We start from the raw sequence: 16,832 nt of genomic DNA, 5'->3' as shown, positions 1-16,832 counted from the left end.
CGCGCATGCTCAAGGGACTTTTTAGTGCAGGCCGGCAGGCCAAGCGGGACGATAACGAACTCGGGAAGGGCGTGTGGCGCCGCGCCCACGACCGTTTCCGCCGCGGTTTGGACCGCTTCCACCAAATGCTTGAGGGACTGGCAGAAACGGAGTCGGCAGCTGCGTCGGGACCGGCCGATGGGACGACGGTGTCCGGGGCCCATCATTACGAAGCCATGGTGAGGCTTGCGGACCAGCTCGCTGATCTCCTGCCCGTAGTGCGCAGCCTGGCCATGGAAGCGCAGCTGCTTGGCCCCAGCGAGGGCATGGAAATCCCCACCGGGACCGGCGGCTATCTCAACGATGTCCACCGGGAACTGTCCCGGGCCGGCAATGCGCTGGCGGCGACGGCTGAGTCCTTGGCGCTGCTGCGTCTGGGCGTGGGCACTACTCAAGCGGTGGAACTAAAAGCCGATCTGGTGCGTCAGCATGTCGCCCGTGCAGGGGAACTGATCCACGGAACGTCACCTACCCAGCAATAAGCTGTCTCGCAGACACAACAATCCTAAAAAAGCCATCAGCGACATGGTGAGCTGCGTCACAAATAGCAATTTGAGAGGTTAGCCTGCCCTTGGATCGATTACGATCAAATTACCTTCGCTAATTGTTTCTACCGCCGAAAGGCCCCCATGCTGACCTGGCCCACCCTGAAGACTTTGCGTAAAAGTGCCTTGACCGCCATTGCAGGCGCATCCATTTTTGCCCTTGCTGCCTGCGGCGGCTCCACCACCCCGTCGGAAAGCACTGGCGCTGCCGGCGGCGCGGATGACGCCATCACGGTCTACAACGCCCAGCACGAATCACTGACCCAGGCGTGGGTTGACGAGTTCACCAAGGAAACCGGCATCAAGGTGACCCTGCGTCAAGGCAGCGACCTGGAGCTGAGTAACCAGATCATCGCTGAGGGCGCCAAGTCCCCGGCCGATGTTTTCCTCACCGAGAATTCCCCGGCCATGACGCAGGTTGAAAACGCCGGCTTGTTCACGGACGTCAGCGCCACAATCCAAGAGCAGGTTCCCGCCGAGTTCCGCCCGTCCACCAACAAGTGGACCGGGATTGCCGCGCGCAGCACCGTCTTTGCCTACGACAAGACCAAGCTGACCGAAGCTCAGCTGCCCAAATCCATCATGGATCTAGCCGATCCTGCGTGGAAGGGCCGGTGGGCTGCGTCGCCGTCGGGCGCTGATTTCCAAGCCATCGTTTCAGCCATGCTGGAGCTCAAGGGTGAGGACGCCACGCTGTCCTGGCTGAAGTCCATGAAGGAAAATTTCAAGTCCTACAAGGGCAACAGCACGGCCATGAAGGCTGTCAATGCGGGCGAAGTTGAAGGCGCCGTCATCTACCATTACTACTACTTTGGGGACCAGGCCAAGACCGGCGAGAACTCCACGAACGTGGCCCTGCACTACTTCAAGAATGAAGATCCGGGCGCCTTCGTCTCCATCTCCGGCGGTGGCGTTTTGGCCTCCAGCGCGCATCAAGCCAGTGCACAGAAGTTCCTCGAGTTCGTCACCGGCAAGGCCGGCCAGACCGTGCTGCAGACCGGCGGAAGCTTCGAATACCCGGTGGGTTCCGATGTCGCTGCCAATGACAAACTGACCCCGCTGGCAGATCTCCAGGCCCCCAAGATCGATCCCGCCAAGTTGAACTCGGCCCAGGTCACCGATCTCATGACGCAGGCCGGTCTACTCTAGTTTCAATGACTTCCAAACAGCGTACGACGACGGCGCCCGGGCTGGGTGCCAACAGCTTGGCTAAGCGCAACTTAGCTAAGTGGGCTGGGGGCCGGGGTTCACGCCTCGGCCCTTGGCCCGTCGTCGTGCTTTGTCTGGCGATTGCCGCGTTCTCCCTGCTACCGCTGGGGTTTGTGGTGGTCGCTACCGCCAGCACTGGGTGGGACACCGTGGTTACTTTGGTGTTCCGTCCTCGTGTTGGCGAATTGCTGCTTAACACGCTGTTGTTGGTGCTCATCACCGTGCCGTTGTGTGTGGTGATTGGCGTGGGTGGTGCGTGGCTGGTGGAGCGCACCAGTCTTGCCGGACACAAGGCGTGGGCTGTCCTGCTCGCGGCGCCGCTGGCCATCCCGGCCTTCGTCAACAGTTATGCCTGGGTCAGCGCCATTCCGTCGCTGGGTGGGATCTTTGGGGGTGTGCTGATCTCGGTGCTGTCCTATTTCCCGCTGGTGTACATCCCCGTTGCTGCCGTTCTGAGCCGGCTGGACCCGGCGTTGGAACAGTCGGCGTCGTCGTTGGGGCTTGGGCCGTGGCAGGTATTTTTCCGTGTGGTGTTGCCGCAGCTTCGGCTGGCCATGGCCGGCGGGGCGCTGCTGGTGTCCTTGCACCTGTTGGCCGAATACGGCGCCTTCGCCATGATCGCGTTCGACACCTTCACCACCGCCATTTATGACCAGTTCCGGTCCACGTTCAACGGGGCTGCTGCGAACATGCTCGCCAGCGTCCTGGTGGTGTTTTGCCTGCTGCTCCTGCTGGCCGAATCCAAGGCACGTGGCAGCGCCCGGTATGCGCGGGTGGGTGCTGGCGTGCAGTCGAGCCCCGACCGTCTGACGCTTGGTCTCTTCCAGGGGCCCAGCCAGCTTGCTCTGATCGCCGTGGCGGTGCTGGCCCTTGGTGTTCCGTTGTGGCATGTGGGTCGCTGGCTCATTGCTGGGGGAGCGGCCATCTGGCAACGCTCGGATCTGCTGCAAACGTTATTCTCAACCTTTGGCTATGGTTTGGCCGGGGCGTTGTTGACCATCGTGCTGGCTTTTCCCCTGGCGTATTTGGTGGTCCGCCATGCCGGAGCTGTCAGTAAGGTGCTGGAAGCCGTGAACTATATTTCTAGTTCCATGCCGGGCATCGTGGTAGCGCTGGCGCTGGTGACCATCACCGTCCACAACGTGCCAGCAATCTACCAAAGCTCCTTGGTGCTGGTGTTTGCCTACGCGCTGTTGTTCATGCCGCGAGCCTTGGTGAACCTGCGTGCAGGTCTAGCTCAAGTGCCGTATGAGCTCGATGAGGCTGCACAGTCTTTGGGCAAGCCACCGCTGGTGGCGTTTTTGCGTGTGACGTTGCGGCTCTCGGCGCCGGCAGCTGCCGGTGGCGCGGCTCTGGTGTTTCTGGGGATCGTCAATGAGCTGACGGCGACCTTGTTGCTGGCCCCCAACGGCACCCGGACGCTGGCCACCGCGTTCTGGTCGCTGAGCAGCGAGATCGACTATATGGGTGCTGCCCCCTACGCCTTGCTGATGATTCTGCTCTCGGCCCCCATGACATATCTCTTGTTCGTGCAATCCAAGAAAGCGGCCGGCCAATGACCACCTACCCCAAGCAGCCCGGTGTGCCGGCGGCCGACGAAGCTCCGCACCCCAATGGGCGCCATGCGGGACGCTCCGCTATGGGCTCCGCCACTGGCGGCTCCACTGGTGGCGTCACGGGCGGCGTCACCACTGGCGGCTCCGCCACGCGCGTACGCATGGTGGGCGGCCCCCTGCCCGGCACAGACGAGAGCCGAACCTTTGTCCAAGCCACCAGTGATGTTCCAGCCCATTTGCAAATCAGCAATGTCCGCAAGAGCTTTGGCAGCACCGAGGTCCTTAAAGGTGTGGATTTGGACGTTGTCCAAGGTCGCACCACTGCGATCGTAGGGCCCTCCGGCTCAGGCAAAACCACATTGTTGCGACTCATCGCAGGCTTCTCAGCCCCGGATTCGGGCCGGATCGCACTCGGCGGGAAAGAAGTTGCCGGGCCGTCTCAGTGGAACCCGGCCCACAAACGCAGTGTTGGCTATGTGGCTCAGGACGGGGCCTTGTTCCCGCATTTGAGCGTGGGCGCCAACATCGCCTTTGGTCTGCCATTGCGGGGCAAGGCTGCATCGGTGCGCGTGGGGGAATTGCTGGAGATGGTGTCGATGGATGCCTCCTATGCCAAGCGCCGCCCGCACCAACTTTCCGGCGGCCAACAGCAGCGTGTGGCCCTAGCGCGGGCGTTGGCTCGCCAGCCGGAGCTGATGTTGCTGGATGAACCATTCAGTGCCCTCGATGCAGGTTTGCGCGTTGCCACCCGGCGTGCTGTTTCCCAAACGCTGAAACAGGCTGGGGTGACAGCCATCCTCGTCACGCACGATCAAGCCGAAGCCCTCAGTTTCGCCGATCAAGTGGCCGTTATGCGCGATGGGAAATTAGCTCAAATCGGCAGCCCCTTCGTCGTCTACACCCGCCCTTCAGACCGGGCCACGGCAGAGTTTTTGGGCGATGCCGTCATCATCGAAGCATGGATGGAAGGCTCCCTGGCGCTCTGCTCGCTCGGCGGAATCCCGGTACGCCGCCCACCAGTCCAGGGCAAAGTGCACCTGATGCTGCGGCCCGAACAAATCCGCATCGCCAACGGCGGCCCCATCCGCGGGCGCGTGGTCGACACTGATTACTTCGGCCCCGAAACCACCGTCCGCATCCAACTTGAGCCGATCAAAGTCGACGCCGAACACCCCCTCGATCCGCACCAACCAGTCGGTGGGGAAATCATCACCATCCGGCATTGGAACGCGATGCTTGCCCGCCCCGGCACCGAGTTGTCGCTCAAAGTAGTGGGCGAAGGCGTCATCTTCCCTTGGGACTAACGTGCCCGGCGTCGTGCCTTAACTTCTACATAGGCCGTCACGAGCGCCAAGAGCACCACCACTGAGGCAAGTCCGACGACGGCTGGAACCTCCGTGCTGACCGGTATCAGGACCAGCGCGGCCGCGACCGTGGGAGCTGCCCAAGCCAAGACCGAGCGCGGATTTTGGCCGTAACGAAGAGAGACGGCCGCGTTGATGCTGTAGAAGAGCGCCACGCCACCGCCGCTAGAGATGGCGGCGCCCCATGGTAGCGGGTGGAATGGTTCCGGGATGGCCGTGGCGATGCCGGCAGCAATTGAGGTGACGCCAACAACCATGACGAACGGCATCAAAAGCGTGGTTTGCAGGATTCCGGCGAAATCATCGCGTTCGCGCAAGTGCTCCAATCCGGAGGACAAAGTGCCCATACCGTATTGGAAGAAGGCCCAGCCAAGCAGTGCCACAATGACAAAACCCAGCGACGCGGCCAAGCCAGGATCGGGGGCCCAGTCTTGCGAAATCTCGGTCACGATGGTGAACACCGATTCGCCCAGCACGATGATAACGAACAATCCAAGACGTTCGGCAGCGTGCTCCACGTTGATGCCTGCCAGTCCGCTTTGCGTCCCGAGTCGGCTGCTGATGGCGATCATGCCCACTTCGATGGTGATGGACAGCGCCCAGAGGATGACGGCCGCCTGGAACGGGAGGAACACGGCAATGAGCCACAGGGCCGCCGTTCCGCCGTTGTAGATCCAGATGCGCCAAGACGGGACAACGGACATTTGCCGGTGCTGGTAAAGCCATAAGAGCAGTAGGAGCACCCTTAACGCGCAGTTTGCTAGTGAGAAGGCCCATGCCCGATCGCCGAAGGCCTCGTGTGCGGAGGCGGCCATGAGGCCGGTCGCCGCCATAGCCAGCAGCATGGCAATGCCCAGTTGCCTTGAGGTGAGGGAGGGCAGGAGATTGATGACAGAGACAATGTTGACCCACGCCCACCACGCTGGGAAGAAGAGTAGTAGGTAGGTGCCGAACTCGGGCCAGCCTGGATCGCCATGAATGCCGTGGGCCAGCTGCCCCACGAATGCCACGAACACCAAATCGAAGAACAGTTCCATCCAGTGGACGCGGCCAGGTTCACGCGCCGGTGGCCGGTGCGGGGCATTCAAGGGCTGGGAAATTCCCTCCATGGGCCAATGGTAGACCCGTGGCGCGGCGCTGAGGGTCGAAAAACCTGGAGGTAAGTCCGCGGGGAGGGAGCCCGAGTTCTGCCCGAGGGCCCGCCAGAGGCCCGCGGTCCGCCCGAGGTCCGAGGAGGCCCGGGGACGCGGGGACGAGGGTCCGAAGCAGGGTGCCCAGAATTCATCCGTGAGCTTTGGTCGTTTAGAGCTCCCTAAACGACCAAAGCTCACGGATCGATTTACGCCGGTGCTCAACCTGCCCAGCATTCCGGTATCGCCACTTCGGACAGTTTGAAACTGCAGCTGATGCGGTTTGTTGGGACTCTGCCGATTCGAGACTGCAGCTGATGCGGTGAAAATCGCGGATTTGTCGCATCAGCTGCAGTTTGAAAGTGGTCGGTCTGGCGGAATCGCATCACTTGCAGTTTCGAGGGCTTGGTTTTCGGGCTTGGGTACAGCAGCTCCGGGCAATTGGCTACAGCGACGGCTGACGTTGGACAGCAAGCCGAAGCCGGCTTAACCAAAAAACCCCGCCGTGGCGGGGTTTAAGTGGAGCCTCCAAACAGAATCGAACTGTTGACCTTTTCATTACGAGTGAAACGCTCTACCAACTGAGCTATGGAGGCCTGTGCTGTTTTTTACCCCTACGGGATCAAGTACCGAACACAAGAAACCACTCTAATATGACCGGGCCTGATGTACAAAATCCGCCCGCCCCCAAACACCCGAAAAATTAGCAGCGAGTTCCCTCGGCGGGAACTTTACCGTCCACGAAGTAGTCGTCCACGACGGAGGTCAGGCAGGCATTGGAACGCCCGTAAGCGGTGTGACCTTCGCCTTCCCACGTGACCAATACTCCGGAATCTAGCTGCTTGGCTAGAGCCTCAGACCATGCGTAGGGGGTCGCCGGATCGCCGGTGGTGCCGACAACGAGGATCGGGCCAGCCCCCGCGGCAGAAATGGCGGCTGGCTTGCCCGTTGCCTCATACGGCCAGAACTTGCAGCTCAATCCGGAGTAGGCCAGCAAATCCCCAAACGTGGGAGCGGCTTCCTTGAGCAATTTGGCCTGTTCGCGCATATGGGCAATGTCCGAGTTCATCGGGTAGTCCAGGCAGTTGATGGCCGTGAACGCTGCAGCGGTGTTGGAGTTGTACTGGCCGTCGGAGTCCCTGTCGGCGGAGAAGTCTGCCAGCATCAGCATGCCCGAGGCATCACCAGCAAACGCCTGCTTCAAGGCGCCGGTCAGGGGTGCCCACAGATCCGTGGAGTACATGCCAAACGCCAAGGCGCCGCCAAATTCGGTGCCCGTCACGACGCGGCCTTCAGGTGTTTGCTGGGGTGTGGCAGTGTAGACGTCGTTGAGATCGCGGATTTGAGCCATTGCCTGATCCACGGTTCCGGACACGGGGCAATCGGAGCCGGCCAAGCAATCAGCAGCCCACGCCCGCAGGGCTTTTTCAAAGCCCACGGCCTGGCCCATCGAGACCTGATCAATGTCCAACGACGGGTCCATGGCGCCATCCAAGGAGAACTTTCCCACCCGTTCGGGGAACAAGCCGGCATAGGTTGCGCCCAGTTTGGTGCCGTAGGAGAAGCCCATGTAGTTCAGCTTCGGGTCTCCCACCACGGCCCGCAAAATATCCATGTCGCGAGCAGCGCTGACGGTGTCCACAAACGGCAGTGACGGACCGGAATTATCCTTACACAGCTCGGACTGGCGCTTGGCTTCCCCTTCCAACGAGGCCATGCCGGCGTCGGTGGACGGATCGAAAGTTTGCTGGCGGGCAGCGTCCATTTGTGCAGCGTCGAGGCACTTCACGGGCGCCGAGCGTTGCACCCCGCGCGGGTCAAAGCCCACCACGTCGTAGGCGTCGCGCAGCTTCTCGGAGAAGTAGGCCTGTGCGGCGTCCTGGACCATGTCCACCCCGGATCCGCCCGGACCGCCCGGGTTGACCAGCATGGCGCCCTGCCGTTTACCGCTGGCCTTCAGCCGGGTCACCGCAAGCTTGATCGATTCCTTAGACGGCTTCTCATAGTCCATCGGCACTTCCACTTCCGCGCACTGGAATCCGCCACTGCACGAGGTCCACGTCACCGCCTGCGTATAGAAATCCGCCAGGTTTGCGGGCACATCGCCCACCACCGTCGGGTCCGCGGAACTCACGGTAGGCTGTTCCGGCGCCAGCACCGAGCACGATCCCAGCATCAGGCCCAGCACAGCCACGGCGGCGGTGAGGGGCAGGCTGAGGAAGTGGCGGTGGCGCCGTCGTGTATTACGGGCAGTCATAGAAAAATCCTTCATGGCTTAGAGCAGGCTGACTGCCATGGCTTCAAGAGCCAGCAGCGGGGCAACATTGGTGGTGGTCAGGCGGTTGCGGACGGCGTTGATGGCATCCATGCGCACCAGGGTGGTTTCGGCGCGCGAGCCGCGGGCAAATTCGTTCAGCTCCGCGCGCAGGGTTTCGTTGACCAGCTCCACCGAGGCATGTTCGACGCCGTTGCCTCCTCGGGCGTTGAGCTGCAGTACCAGCACATCCCGGTAGAAGGAGAGCAGATCCGTCAGGGCCCGGTCGAGGTGGTCCGTCACCGAGCGCTTGGCGCGGCGTTTCTGGTCCTCTTCCAAGGCGCGAACCTGGGCGCGCATAGGCGGCGGCAACGTCCCGGTCTCGGGTGCGCCAAGGTTCCGCAACAGCGTGGCCTTCTCGCCGGCGTCGCGCTCTTCATTGGAGGAGGAGGCTTCGTCCTGAGCCAGAGCCAACAGGGCGGCGGCGGCCATGACGGCGGAGGTGACATCGCGCAGATTCAGGGGCAGTCGAACGGTGGTGTCGCGGCGTTTGCGGGCGCCAGTATCCTGCGCCAGACGGCGGGCGATGCCAATGTGGCTTTGCGCGGCGCGGGCGGCTGTGAGGGCTAGGGCCGGTTCGATCCCGTCGCGGCGCACCAGCAGGGCTGCCACGTCCTCGACCGGTGGCAGGCGCAGGGTTAGGGTGCGGCAGCGGGACCGGATGGTGACCAGAACGTCGGCAGGGCTCGGGGCGCACAGGATCCAGATGGTGCGCGGCGGCGGTTCTTCGATGGCTTTGAGGAGGACGTTGGTGGTGCGTTCGGCCATGCGGTCGGCGTCGCCCACAATGATGACGCGCCAGCGGGCGGAGGAGGGGCTGTCGTGTGCCTTGCGGACAAGTTGCCGCGCCTCTTCGATGGTGATCGTAGTTTTTTCGGTGGCGATGAAGGTGACGTCGGCGTTGGTGCCGCCCAAGGTGGTGTGGCAGGCCTTGCAGACGCCGCAGCCTCGGGCGTTGAGCTCAGTTTGTTCGCACACCAGCGCGGCCGCGAAAGCTAAGGCTGCATTGGAGCGGCCGGAGCCCGGCGGGCCTGTCAAGAGCCAAGCGTGGGTGGGGCTGCCGGACTGGGCGGCCCGCCGTAGCTGTGTCACCACCGATTCCTGACCTTGCAGGTCGACCCAGACGCTCATGCACGCTCCTGGTTGGCGTGGTTGGCGTGGTTGGCGTGCCCCGTGGCGTGGTTGGACAGCCCGGCGCCGTCGCCGTGCTCCGAGAGCAGCATGGCCACGCGTTCGGCAATGGCGAGGGCCAAAGTGTCAATGGCTCCATCTGCAGGGAGGACCAGGTACCGTTCCGGGGTGGCTGCGGCTCGTTCCAAGAAGGCGGCACGAATGGCAGCATGGAAGCCGTCGGGTTCGGATTCCATCCGGTCCTCTGCAGCCTCGCCGGCAGTGCGGCGTTCACGGCCAGCAGCGGGGGAGACGTCCAACAAAACCGTCAGATCCGGCCACAAGCCGCCGGTGGCCCAGTCGTTGAGTTTTTCGATCGCGGAGGCGCCCAATCCCCGGCCCACCCCTTGATAGGCGATCGAGGAATCCGCGTACCTGTCGCTGATGACAATCTCGCCGCGGGCCACTGCGGGGGAGATGACTTGGGTGGCATGTGCTGCACGTGCGGCGGCAAAAATGAGTGCCTCGGTCCGGGCATCGATCTCACCCTGCCCATGGTCCAGAACCAAGGAGCGCAGCTTTTCGCCGACGGGAGTCCCGCCTGGCTCGCGGGTCCGCAGAACTGTGCGGCCGGCGTCGGACAGGGCCTTGGCCAGCAACGCGGCCTGAGTGGATTTTCCGGCGCCGTCCCCGCCCTCAAAAGCGATGAAAAGGCCCAGTGTAGGCGCGGCGGGGGCAGAAAGAGCGGGGGAATCAGTCACGCCATAAGCCTACCGGCCCAAACTGAATGATTCCTTGGGCGCGCTGGGACTATCCACAGGCACAGGGGCCAGCTGCGAGACCCGGACGTGCCCAGTAGCCACAACGCCACCACGCGCCGCAGCGCCACAGCGCCGAACGCTCATCGCGCTAGTGCGGTCCTCATGCGCGTGGTGTTGGTTCGCATCATTTCGAGATAGCTGTCCGCGCCCTCACCCGGGGCACTGAGGGATTCGGAAAACAGCGGAACGATCTCCACCTTCACTTTTGCTTCCTGCGCCAAGACCTCGGCGAGCTTTTCGGGCTGGGATGTGTCGGCAAAAATGGCGGGAACGCCGGCCTCACGAATGGTGGTGGCCAAGGCGCTGAGATCGGCGGCGCTGGGTGCGGCCAACGTGGTGCCGCTGGGCATGACGGCGCCCACTACCTCTAGATCGAAGCGGTTCGCCAGGTAACCAAACACATGGTGGTTGGTGACGATCTTGCGCCGGTCAGATGGCACGGCGGCAAATTCCGCAGCCATCCAGGCATCCAGCTCAGCCACTTCGGCACGGTAGCTGGCGGCATTGCTGTGCAGCGCTTGGGGATTAGCGATTCTCACATGCTGGGCGACGGCCTCCTCAATGACCGTAATGGCTGTGAGGATGCGCTGCGGATCGGTCCAAAAGTGCGGATCGAGAGTTCCGCCCGCCGTTGCGCCCCGATGAGACAGCGGTTCGATCGCAGCGCCCACCTCGAGGACAGGAACGCCCTGCTTTTCAGCCGAGGCGACGTGGTTAAGCACCGTTTCTTCCAGCCCCAGACCATTGAAAACAATCAGTTCAGCCTGCTCCATTTGGCCCGCCTGATACGCGGAAACCCCGAATGAATGCGGATCGGCGTTCGCCTCCATCAGAATCACGACGTCGGCCGTGTCACCGACAATGTTGCGCGTGATGTCGCCCAGGATATTCGTCGTCACCATGATGGTGGCCTTGTCGCTGCCGGTCTTCTCACTTGCCTGCCCGTTCCCATCTGGGAAGGTTGAGCAGGCAGGGAGTGCTCCGGCGGCGACAACTAGGAGCGCTGCCAGAGCAATCTTGGCTTTTGCGCTCATGCTGTTTCTTTTCAAGCCCAGGCCCCTCACAGTCCGGTCTCCACGAGTTGCGCGGGTGTGGTGCTGGTGGGGAAGGTGCGCGCCACACGCAAGTGGTCGCGGTAGTCGAGTTCGTAGATTTTTGCTGTGCCGGGGTGGCTCAGGTAGGCGCGGTTATTGTCCACCACGAGCGACGGCGTCTGGCCCGTTTTCGTGGCGGGCAGGAGGTCCGCTTGTGCTTCCACTGCGATGGTCTTGGTATTGAAGGCGTAAACCGTTCCGCTCGTGCCAACGGCCAAGGCGGGGGTGCCGTTGCCGGCGGTGGTTGACGTAACGAGAGGTTCGGGGCTCTTGATGAACTGGATTTTCTGGGCAGCCGCGTCAAGGTGCCACAATCCGGCAGTGCCCGCCAGCGCTGTCAGTTCGCTTGATCCGGGCCTATGCCCAAAGGACTCAATGCGCTCGCCGGGGTTCGTACCCGGGTGAGTGCTGGGGTACGGGATCTTGGCAGCCGTGAGAGAACCGGTGTCGTCGCTGACAATAAGTACACCGTCGCTGCAGCCGAAAAGCACGCCGTAACTGGTGATGGCATGGCCACGCAATGATGGGCACGCGGCGTTCGTAAGGGATTCGCTGGCACCAGCGTTGTCAAAGACGGAAACCGTGGTGGGGAGCTGATCGCCGCCCGGGGCGCCTGTCACCAGCACATGTCCTTTGTAAGGGACCGCCAGCCCGGTGTGCGGTGTCCCCGGAATGCTCAGCGCTACGTGGACGTCCCCTTTATCGAGTGCTTCGCGCAGCAGGACCGAGGTGGTGCCAGTGCTTTCATCGAAGATGGCCACCTTGTTGCCATCCCCTCTGGCGCTGCCTGATGGCAGGGGTGAGTCGGTCTCTACGGTGTGCGCGGCGGCGGAGTAGAAATGGCTGTGATCGCCATGGGCGCGGGTCCACACCCCAGTGTCAATCATTTTCAGGGGCGCGTTGGGTGTGGTGCGGACAAAGATGTACCTGCCGTCGTGACTCAAGGAAGTGGCCCCCGGGACAGCTGTGCTAAATCCTTCCTCGCCGGTGAGCGGATCGATCATGGTGATGGCCCCTGAATCGGCCGACAGATAGCTCAAACGGACTTGCGCTTCGTCTGCCTCAGTGGCGCCAGCAACGAAGCCGTGTGGAACGGCGCTGCTTTCCTGTCCTGGCCCGGGCTCTAGTCCCGGTTCTGCGCTTGGTGAGCTGGCGCAGGCGGTCAGCGCCACCAATGACGTCAGGACCAAGGAAGTGATGAGGGTTCGTCTGGTGGTGTGGAAGGTCATGCGGAAAGTGCCTTTCGGTTCAGGGATGGCCGCGCAGCTTTGGCAGTGCCGGAGGATTGGACGCTGGCGGCCAGAATGCTGGAGGCAAAGAAAAGGGCGACGGCGGTCGCTGCGATAGTGGCGCCCGCGGCGGTCCGCGCGTGCCAAGAGATCAGAAGCCCGGCGAGCACAGCAACGCAGCCCAGAACGGCGGCGATGGCCATGATGGCCGGGATGGATTTTGCCCACGGCAGCGCGGCGGCCGGTGGGGCAATGAGTAAGCCAAAGACCAACAACGTGCCCACCACTTGGAATGAGCCTGCCATGGCTGCGGTGACCATGAGCAAGAGGACAGTGGTAGCCAGCCCGGGACGCATGCCCAAGGTGACGGCTTTCCGCGCGTCGAAAGTCAGGGCAGCGAAGGGGCGGTGAAAAACCGTGGCAATCACGGCCGTGCCAGCCAATACGCCGCACAAGAGCCAGATATCGGACCACGTGACGGCCAGAACGTCGCCGAAGAGGATGCCTGTCAGGTCCACGGCGAAGGACCGCGAGCGCGAAATGATGATGACGCCGGCCGCCAGCATGCCCACGAACAGCAATCCGATGGAGGTGTCGTGGGAGAGGCGCCGCTGGCGGGACATGGCCGAGATTCCGAATGCCATGGCGGACGCGCTGACGGCTGCCCCGATGACTGGGTTGATGCCAAGGAGTAGGGCGATGGCGATGCCCGGAAGCATGCCGTGGGACATGGCGTCGCCAATGAAGGCCATGCCTCGCAGGACCACCCAGGTTCCTACGACGGCGCACAGCAGGGACACCGCGAATCCACCCAGGGCGGCACGTTGGACAAAGGAAACGGTGAAGGGGTCAAGGAGCCAGTGCATTCAATCAACCTACTATAATGAGAATCATTATCAATTAGAGGGGATGTGTCATGAGTGTTGTTAGTCTGCGGGATGTTGCTTTCGCCTATGGGAATCGTGTGGTCATGGACGGGATGAATCTGAGTCTCGACGCCGGAACGTTGACAGCTATTCAAGGAGCCAATGGATCGGGGAAGTCGACTCTGCTCGGGTTGCTTGCCGGAGTCCTCCGCCCCTCGCGGGGCGAAGTTCTTGCGATGCCCGGGGTGCGCCCGGCGTTGGTGCTGCAGCGTAGCTCGGCGCCGGAATCGTTGCCACTGACTGTTCGGCAGGCGGTGGCTATGGGTTGTTGGGGTAACCGCGGATGGCTGAGCCGGCTGGGGGTGGGGGAGCGGGTCGCGGTGGATCGCACCCTGGAAGCCTTGGGTTTGAGTGATATTGCACGTAGTCAGCTGGGTGAGCTTTCCGGTGGCCAGCGTCAACGCGTGTTGTTGGCTCAAGGCCTGGTTCAGGGTTCGCGGCTGCTGGTGTTGGATGAGCCTACCGCTGGCGTGGACACTCAAACGCAGACGCGCATCCGGGACATCATCACCCAAGAAGTTGCTCGCGGTGTCACCGTGATCGAGGCCACGCACAGCGATGCTGATGCGGCTCAGGCTGGACGCATCGTGACGCTAGCCCAAGGTTGCGTCGTAGCGGATACCGCTACGACGTTGGTCGGGTAGTCCTGTTGAAGGGGCGAGCCCGGGCCTCACTCATCGCTGATGGAAAGTGAGGCCCGGACCGAGGATCAGGCAGCTAGAGGTTCAGGCGGCTAGGGGTGCTGGGTTAGCGGGTTAGCGGGACTAGTGAGCCGAGTTGTCTGCGCCGGCGACTGCGGAAAGTCCGGAGACTGCGGTAATTTCGTTGGGGACATGATCCAGTGGGTGGCTTGCTGTCACCTTAGCCGAGGCTAGATCCACGGTATGGATCATCTTTTTTGCCGGATCACTCACGTACGCCACGGATCCGGCTGCGAAGATCGCTGGGCGCGGCTGCTGCCAATCAAGAGGCTCTTCCCAGGCAGCCATGATGTCCACGGCTGCGCTCTCCTTGCCCGTGTCTGGGTTGTAGACGTGCAGTTTGCCGTCGGTGCCCAGCATCAACGCGGCTCCGTCGCCCCCGCGGGCAAGTGAGCGGAATGAGTACGAGTAATCTATCGGCACCAGCGTGAGCTTTCCGGAAGCCGTATCTGTCAGCGAGAACGAATTTGGGCGCTCCAGTTCGGCGTTCTTGTCCTTCTTGTAGTCACCCAGAACTACTGTGGAGACGTCGCTGCCGGCTTGATTGCCAATTCGCCCATAGGCGTCCGGGGAGGCGATCTTGGTGAACGTGGAGTCCTTGATGAGAAGTAGGCCGTCTTCGCAGCCAAGAACCAGGGCCTCGCCCTTGGCTGTCGCTTCGCCGTGAACGCCGGGGCAGTCTGAGCTTTCTGCCAGAACGGCGCGGGCACCTTTAGCGTCCGGTGCGTCCAGAAGCTTTGCACCCTTACGGCTCTCGCTGGTTCCGTCCGTGACCAGCAATCGGCCGTTAGTCAATTGCACGGCCACACCATGATGGGCGGCGCTGGTCTTGTACTCCTGTGTGGGAGGTAGTGAATCGCCGCCCAAATCTGAGGGGGTGAAAATATTGACAGCGCCGGTGCCGTCATCGAACAGGGCTGTCACACCGCCATGGTTGACGGCGTGACCGGGCGTGGTTGCCGGAAACTTCAGCTCTTCCAGGGCTGGGGTTCCCGTGAAGTAATGGTGGTGTTCGCCATGTGCCTCAGACCAGCTGCCCGCATCCAAAACCTGGAATCCTCCCGTGGTGGACACCAGAACATGCCTGCCATCACCGGCGGGATTGACGCGGTTGAAGCCCGACAGATCCAGCTCAGCCACAGGCTTACCGGTGCTTGCGTCGAGAACTGTCATGCCGCCGTCGTGCGTGAGGACTAGCCGAGACTGGGGGGTCTCAACCTCAGTGCTCTCGTGATCGTGATTGCCCGACGCATGGTTGGCGGAAGTCTCGGTGTGTGTAGTGCCAGGGGCGCCAAGCGCACTGCCGCACGAAACCAGCGCGAGAGTTGCCGCGAGCGCCATGCCTGCCAGGGTTGAACTTCGCAGTGCGGTCCCTCGCGGCGCAGGGGATCGCCGGGGCGGAGAAGTGAGCGACGCGGTGGGCGAAGCAGCGGGCGTAGAAATGGGTGGATGGGTATTTTCTGTGATGGTCATAACCCGATGCTAACGTTAATGAGAATCATTATCAAAAGGAGGGAGGGGTAATTTGTCATAAAACCACCCTTGAGCGCGTCATGAAATTCCCCTTGCCGGGAACTGTCGGTCTACTCTGGAAAATATGAGCTACCAGCCTGCCTCGCACCCAGACCATCTCAGCCCAGACACAGTCGTTGTTGCGGCCGGACGCCCCGAACGTGGGCACGACACCCCAGTCAACCCGCCGATCGTGCTCTCCTCCACCTATGTGGGCACCGGCACCGTGGTGGATGGCGACCGAGCCTATGGGCGCTACTCCAACCCCACCTGGGATCCGTTGGAAGACGCGCTGGCCCAGTTGGAGGGTGCAACACTGCCAGCGCTCATTTTCAGCTCCGGACTGGCCGCTGTTTCTGCCGCACTCTCACTGATTCCTGCGGGCGGCGTGCTGGTCATGCCCGCCCATTCCTATCAGGGCGCGCTGGTCATGGCGCAGGAAATGGCAGCCAAGGGTTCCTTCACCTTGCGGACCGTGGACATCGCCAATAACGACGAGGTCATCGCAGCCCTCACCGGAGCCGGGGACAAGGCGGCCAGCATGCTCTGGCTTGAGAGTCCCACGAACCCCATGCTGGAAGTCGCAGACATGCAGGTTCTGTGCCGCTCCGCTGCGGCCGTCGGCGCACTGGTGGTCACCGACAACACCTTCTCCACCCCTCTCGTGCAAAAACCGCTTGAGTTGGGCTCCGACGTCGTACTGCACTCGGTGACCAAGTACCTGGCCGGCCATTCCGATGTCATCATGGGCGCGCTGGCCACCTCCAACCCCGAGATCCGCGCGCAGCTGCTGCACCACCGTTCCATCCATGGCGCCATCGCCGGGCCGTTCGAAGCCTGGCTGGCCCTGCGCGGTTTGCGCACTCTGGCATTGCGGGTCGAGCGCTCGCAGGCCAGTGCCCTCGAGCTGGCCAACCGTCTGGACATGCACGACGGCGTTGAGAAGGTTTTGTTCCCCGGTCTACCGTCAGATCCGGGTCATGTTAGGGCCAAGGCGCAGATGAGCGGCTTTGGATCGATCTTGTGTATTCAGATTGTCGGAGGCGAAGAAGTCGCCGACTCGGTAGTCCAAGCGCTGCGCCTGTGGACACCTGCTACCTCGCTGGGTGGCGTGGAATCACTCATCGAGCGCCGCCGCCGTCACTCCAACGAACCAGCATCTGTTCCCGCGAACCTGCTGCGCTTAAGCGTAGGCATTGAAAACGTGGAAGACCTCTGGACCGATCTGGAGCAGGCATTGGCCCACTCGGCACAGACTATTTCCAGTACCGGGCTGTAAGCT

At 62.4% G+C, this 16,832-nt stretch carries 14 protein-coding genes and 1 tRNA gene; 6 read left to right on the top strand and 9 right to left on the bottom strand.

Going from position 1 to position 16,832, the window contains the following annotated elements; all coding sequences use genetic code 11:
• Positions 1 to 5 precede the first annotated feature (5 nt).
• From AB0P14_RS10650 to AB0P14_RS10635, 4 genes are all read left to right on the top strand, one after another.
• Positions 6 to 521 (top strand): hypothetical protein, encoded by a 516-nt coding sequence (locus AB0P14_RS10650; protein WP_363841540.1) that lies wholly within the window; start codon positions 6 to 8, stop codon positions 519 to 521.
• Between the two features lie 147 nt (positions 522 to 668).
• Positions 669 to 1,733, top strand: coding sequence for an iron ABC transporter substrate-binding protein (locus tag AB0P14_RS10645; RefSeq protein ID WP_363841537.1), 1,065 nt, complete (start codon positions 669 to 671; stop codon positions 1,731 to 1,733).
• Between the two features lie 5 nt (positions 1,734 to 1,738).
• Entirely contained in the window at positions 1,739 to 3,352 is a 1,614-nt protein-coding gene (locus AB0P14_RS10640) for an iron ABC transporter permease (protein WP_363841534.1), read from the top strand.
• The gene (locus AB0P14_RS10635) at positions 3,349 to 4,653 is read left to right on the top strand and encodes an ABC transporter ATP-binding protein (protein ID WP_363841532.1); all 1,305 of its coding nucleotides are present in this window, start codon (positions 3,349 to 3,351) and stop codon (positions 4,651 to 4,653) included. The genes AB0P14_RS10640 and AB0P14_RS10635 overlap by 4 nt, the downstream gene beginning before the upstream one ends.
• Here AB0P14_RS10635 and AB0P14_RS10630 read toward each other — a convergent pair.
• From AB0P14_RS10630 to aztB, 8 genes are all read right to left on the bottom strand, one after another.
• The gene (locus AB0P14_RS10630; RefSeq protein ID WP_363841529.1) at positions 4,650 to 5,822 is read right to left on the bottom strand and encodes a low temperature requirement protein A; all 1,173 of its coding nucleotides are present in this window, start codon (positions 5,820 to 5,822) and stop codon (positions 4,650 to 4,652) included. The genes AB0P14_RS10635 and AB0P14_RS10630 overlap by 4 nt on opposite strands.
• Before the next feature lie 541 nt (positions 5,823 to 6,363).
• Positions 6,364 to 6,439 (bottom strand) — tRNA-Thr (locus AB0P14_RS10625).
• Between the two features lie 107 nt (positions 6,440 to 6,546).
• On the bottom strand, positions 6,547 to 8,100 hold the full coding sequence (locus AB0P14_RS10620) for an alpha/beta hydrolase (protein WP_363841526.1): 1,554 nt from the start codon (positions 8,098 to 8,100) through the stop codon (positions 6,547 to 6,549).
• 18 nt (positions 8,101 to 8,118) lie between these two features.
• Entirely contained in the window at positions 8,119 to 9,288 is a 1,170-nt protein-coding gene (locus AB0P14_RS10615) for a DNA polymerase III subunit delta' (RefSeq protein WP_363841523.1), read from the bottom strand.
• Entirely contained in the window at positions 9,285 to 10,028 is a 744-nt protein-coding gene (tmk, locus tag AB0P14_RS10610; RefSeq protein ID WP_363841520.1) for a dTMP kinase, read from the bottom strand. The genes AB0P14_RS10615 and tmk overlap by 4 nt, the downstream gene beginning before the upstream one ends.
• A gap of 140 nt (positions 10,029 to 10,168) precedes the next feature.
• The gene (gene aztC, locus AB0P14_RS10605) at positions 10,169 to 11,122 is read right to left on the bottom strand and encodes a zinc ABC transporter substrate-binding protein AztC (protein WP_363841517.1); all 954 of its coding nucleotides are present in this window, start codon (positions 11,120 to 11,122) and stop codon (positions 10,169 to 10,171) included.
• Between the two features lie 26 nt (positions 11,123 to 11,148).
• Positions 11,149 to 12,411, bottom strand: coding sequence for a hypothetical protein (locus tag AB0P14_RS10600; RefSeq protein ID WP_363841514.1), 1,263 nt, complete (start codon positions 12,409 to 12,411; stop codon positions 11,149 to 11,151).
• The gene (gene aztB, locus AB0P14_RS10595; protein WP_363841511.1) at positions 12,408 to 13,277 is read right to left on the bottom strand and encodes a zinc ABC transporter permease AztB; all 870 of its coding nucleotides are present in this window, start codon (positions 13,275 to 13,277) and stop codon (positions 12,408 to 12,410) included. Before aztB ends, AB0P14_RS10600 begins: the two co-directional genes overlap by 4 nt.
• Before the next feature lie 50 nt (positions 13,278 to 13,327).
• Between aztB and aztA the strand changes: the two genes are divergently transcribed.
• Positions 13,328 to 13,981, top strand: coding sequence for a zinc ABC transporter ATP-binding protein AztA (aztA, locus tag AB0P14_RS10590; protein ID WP_363841509.1), 654 nt, complete (start codon positions 13,328 to 13,330; stop codon positions 13,979 to 13,981).
• Positions 13,982 to 14,101: 120 nt separating this feature from the next.
• On the opposite strand, the gene aztD is transcribed toward aztA, so the two are convergent.
• Positions 14,102 to 15,511 carry a zinc metallochaperone AztD gene (gene aztD / locus AB0P14_RS10585; RefSeq protein WP_363841506.1) on the bottom strand — a complete coding sequence of 470 codons (1,410 nt, stop codon included), beginning with the start codon at positions 15,509 to 15,511 and terminating at the stop codon, positions 14,102 to 14,104.
• Between the two features lie 124 nt (positions 15,512 to 15,635).
• On the opposite strand from aztD, the gene AB0P14_RS10580 reads away from it, so the two are divergent.
• Positions 15,636 to 16,829: an aminotransferase class I/II-fold pyridoxal phosphate-dependent enzyme gene (locus AB0P14_RS10580; RefSeq protein WP_363841503.1), complete on the top strand. Its 1,194-nt coding sequence runs from the start codon at positions 15,636 to 15,638 to the stop codon at positions 16,827 to 16,829.
• The last annotated feature ends 3 nt before the right edge of the window (positions 16,830 to 16,832 follow it).

This window comes from Specibacter sp. NPDC078709 (assembly GCF_040686795.1).
In the GTDB taxonomy this organism is placed as follows: Bacteria; Actinomycetota; Actinomycetes; order Actinomycetales; family Micrococcaceae; genus Specibacter.
This window is presented reverse-complemented; position numbering and strand designations above follow the sequence as displayed.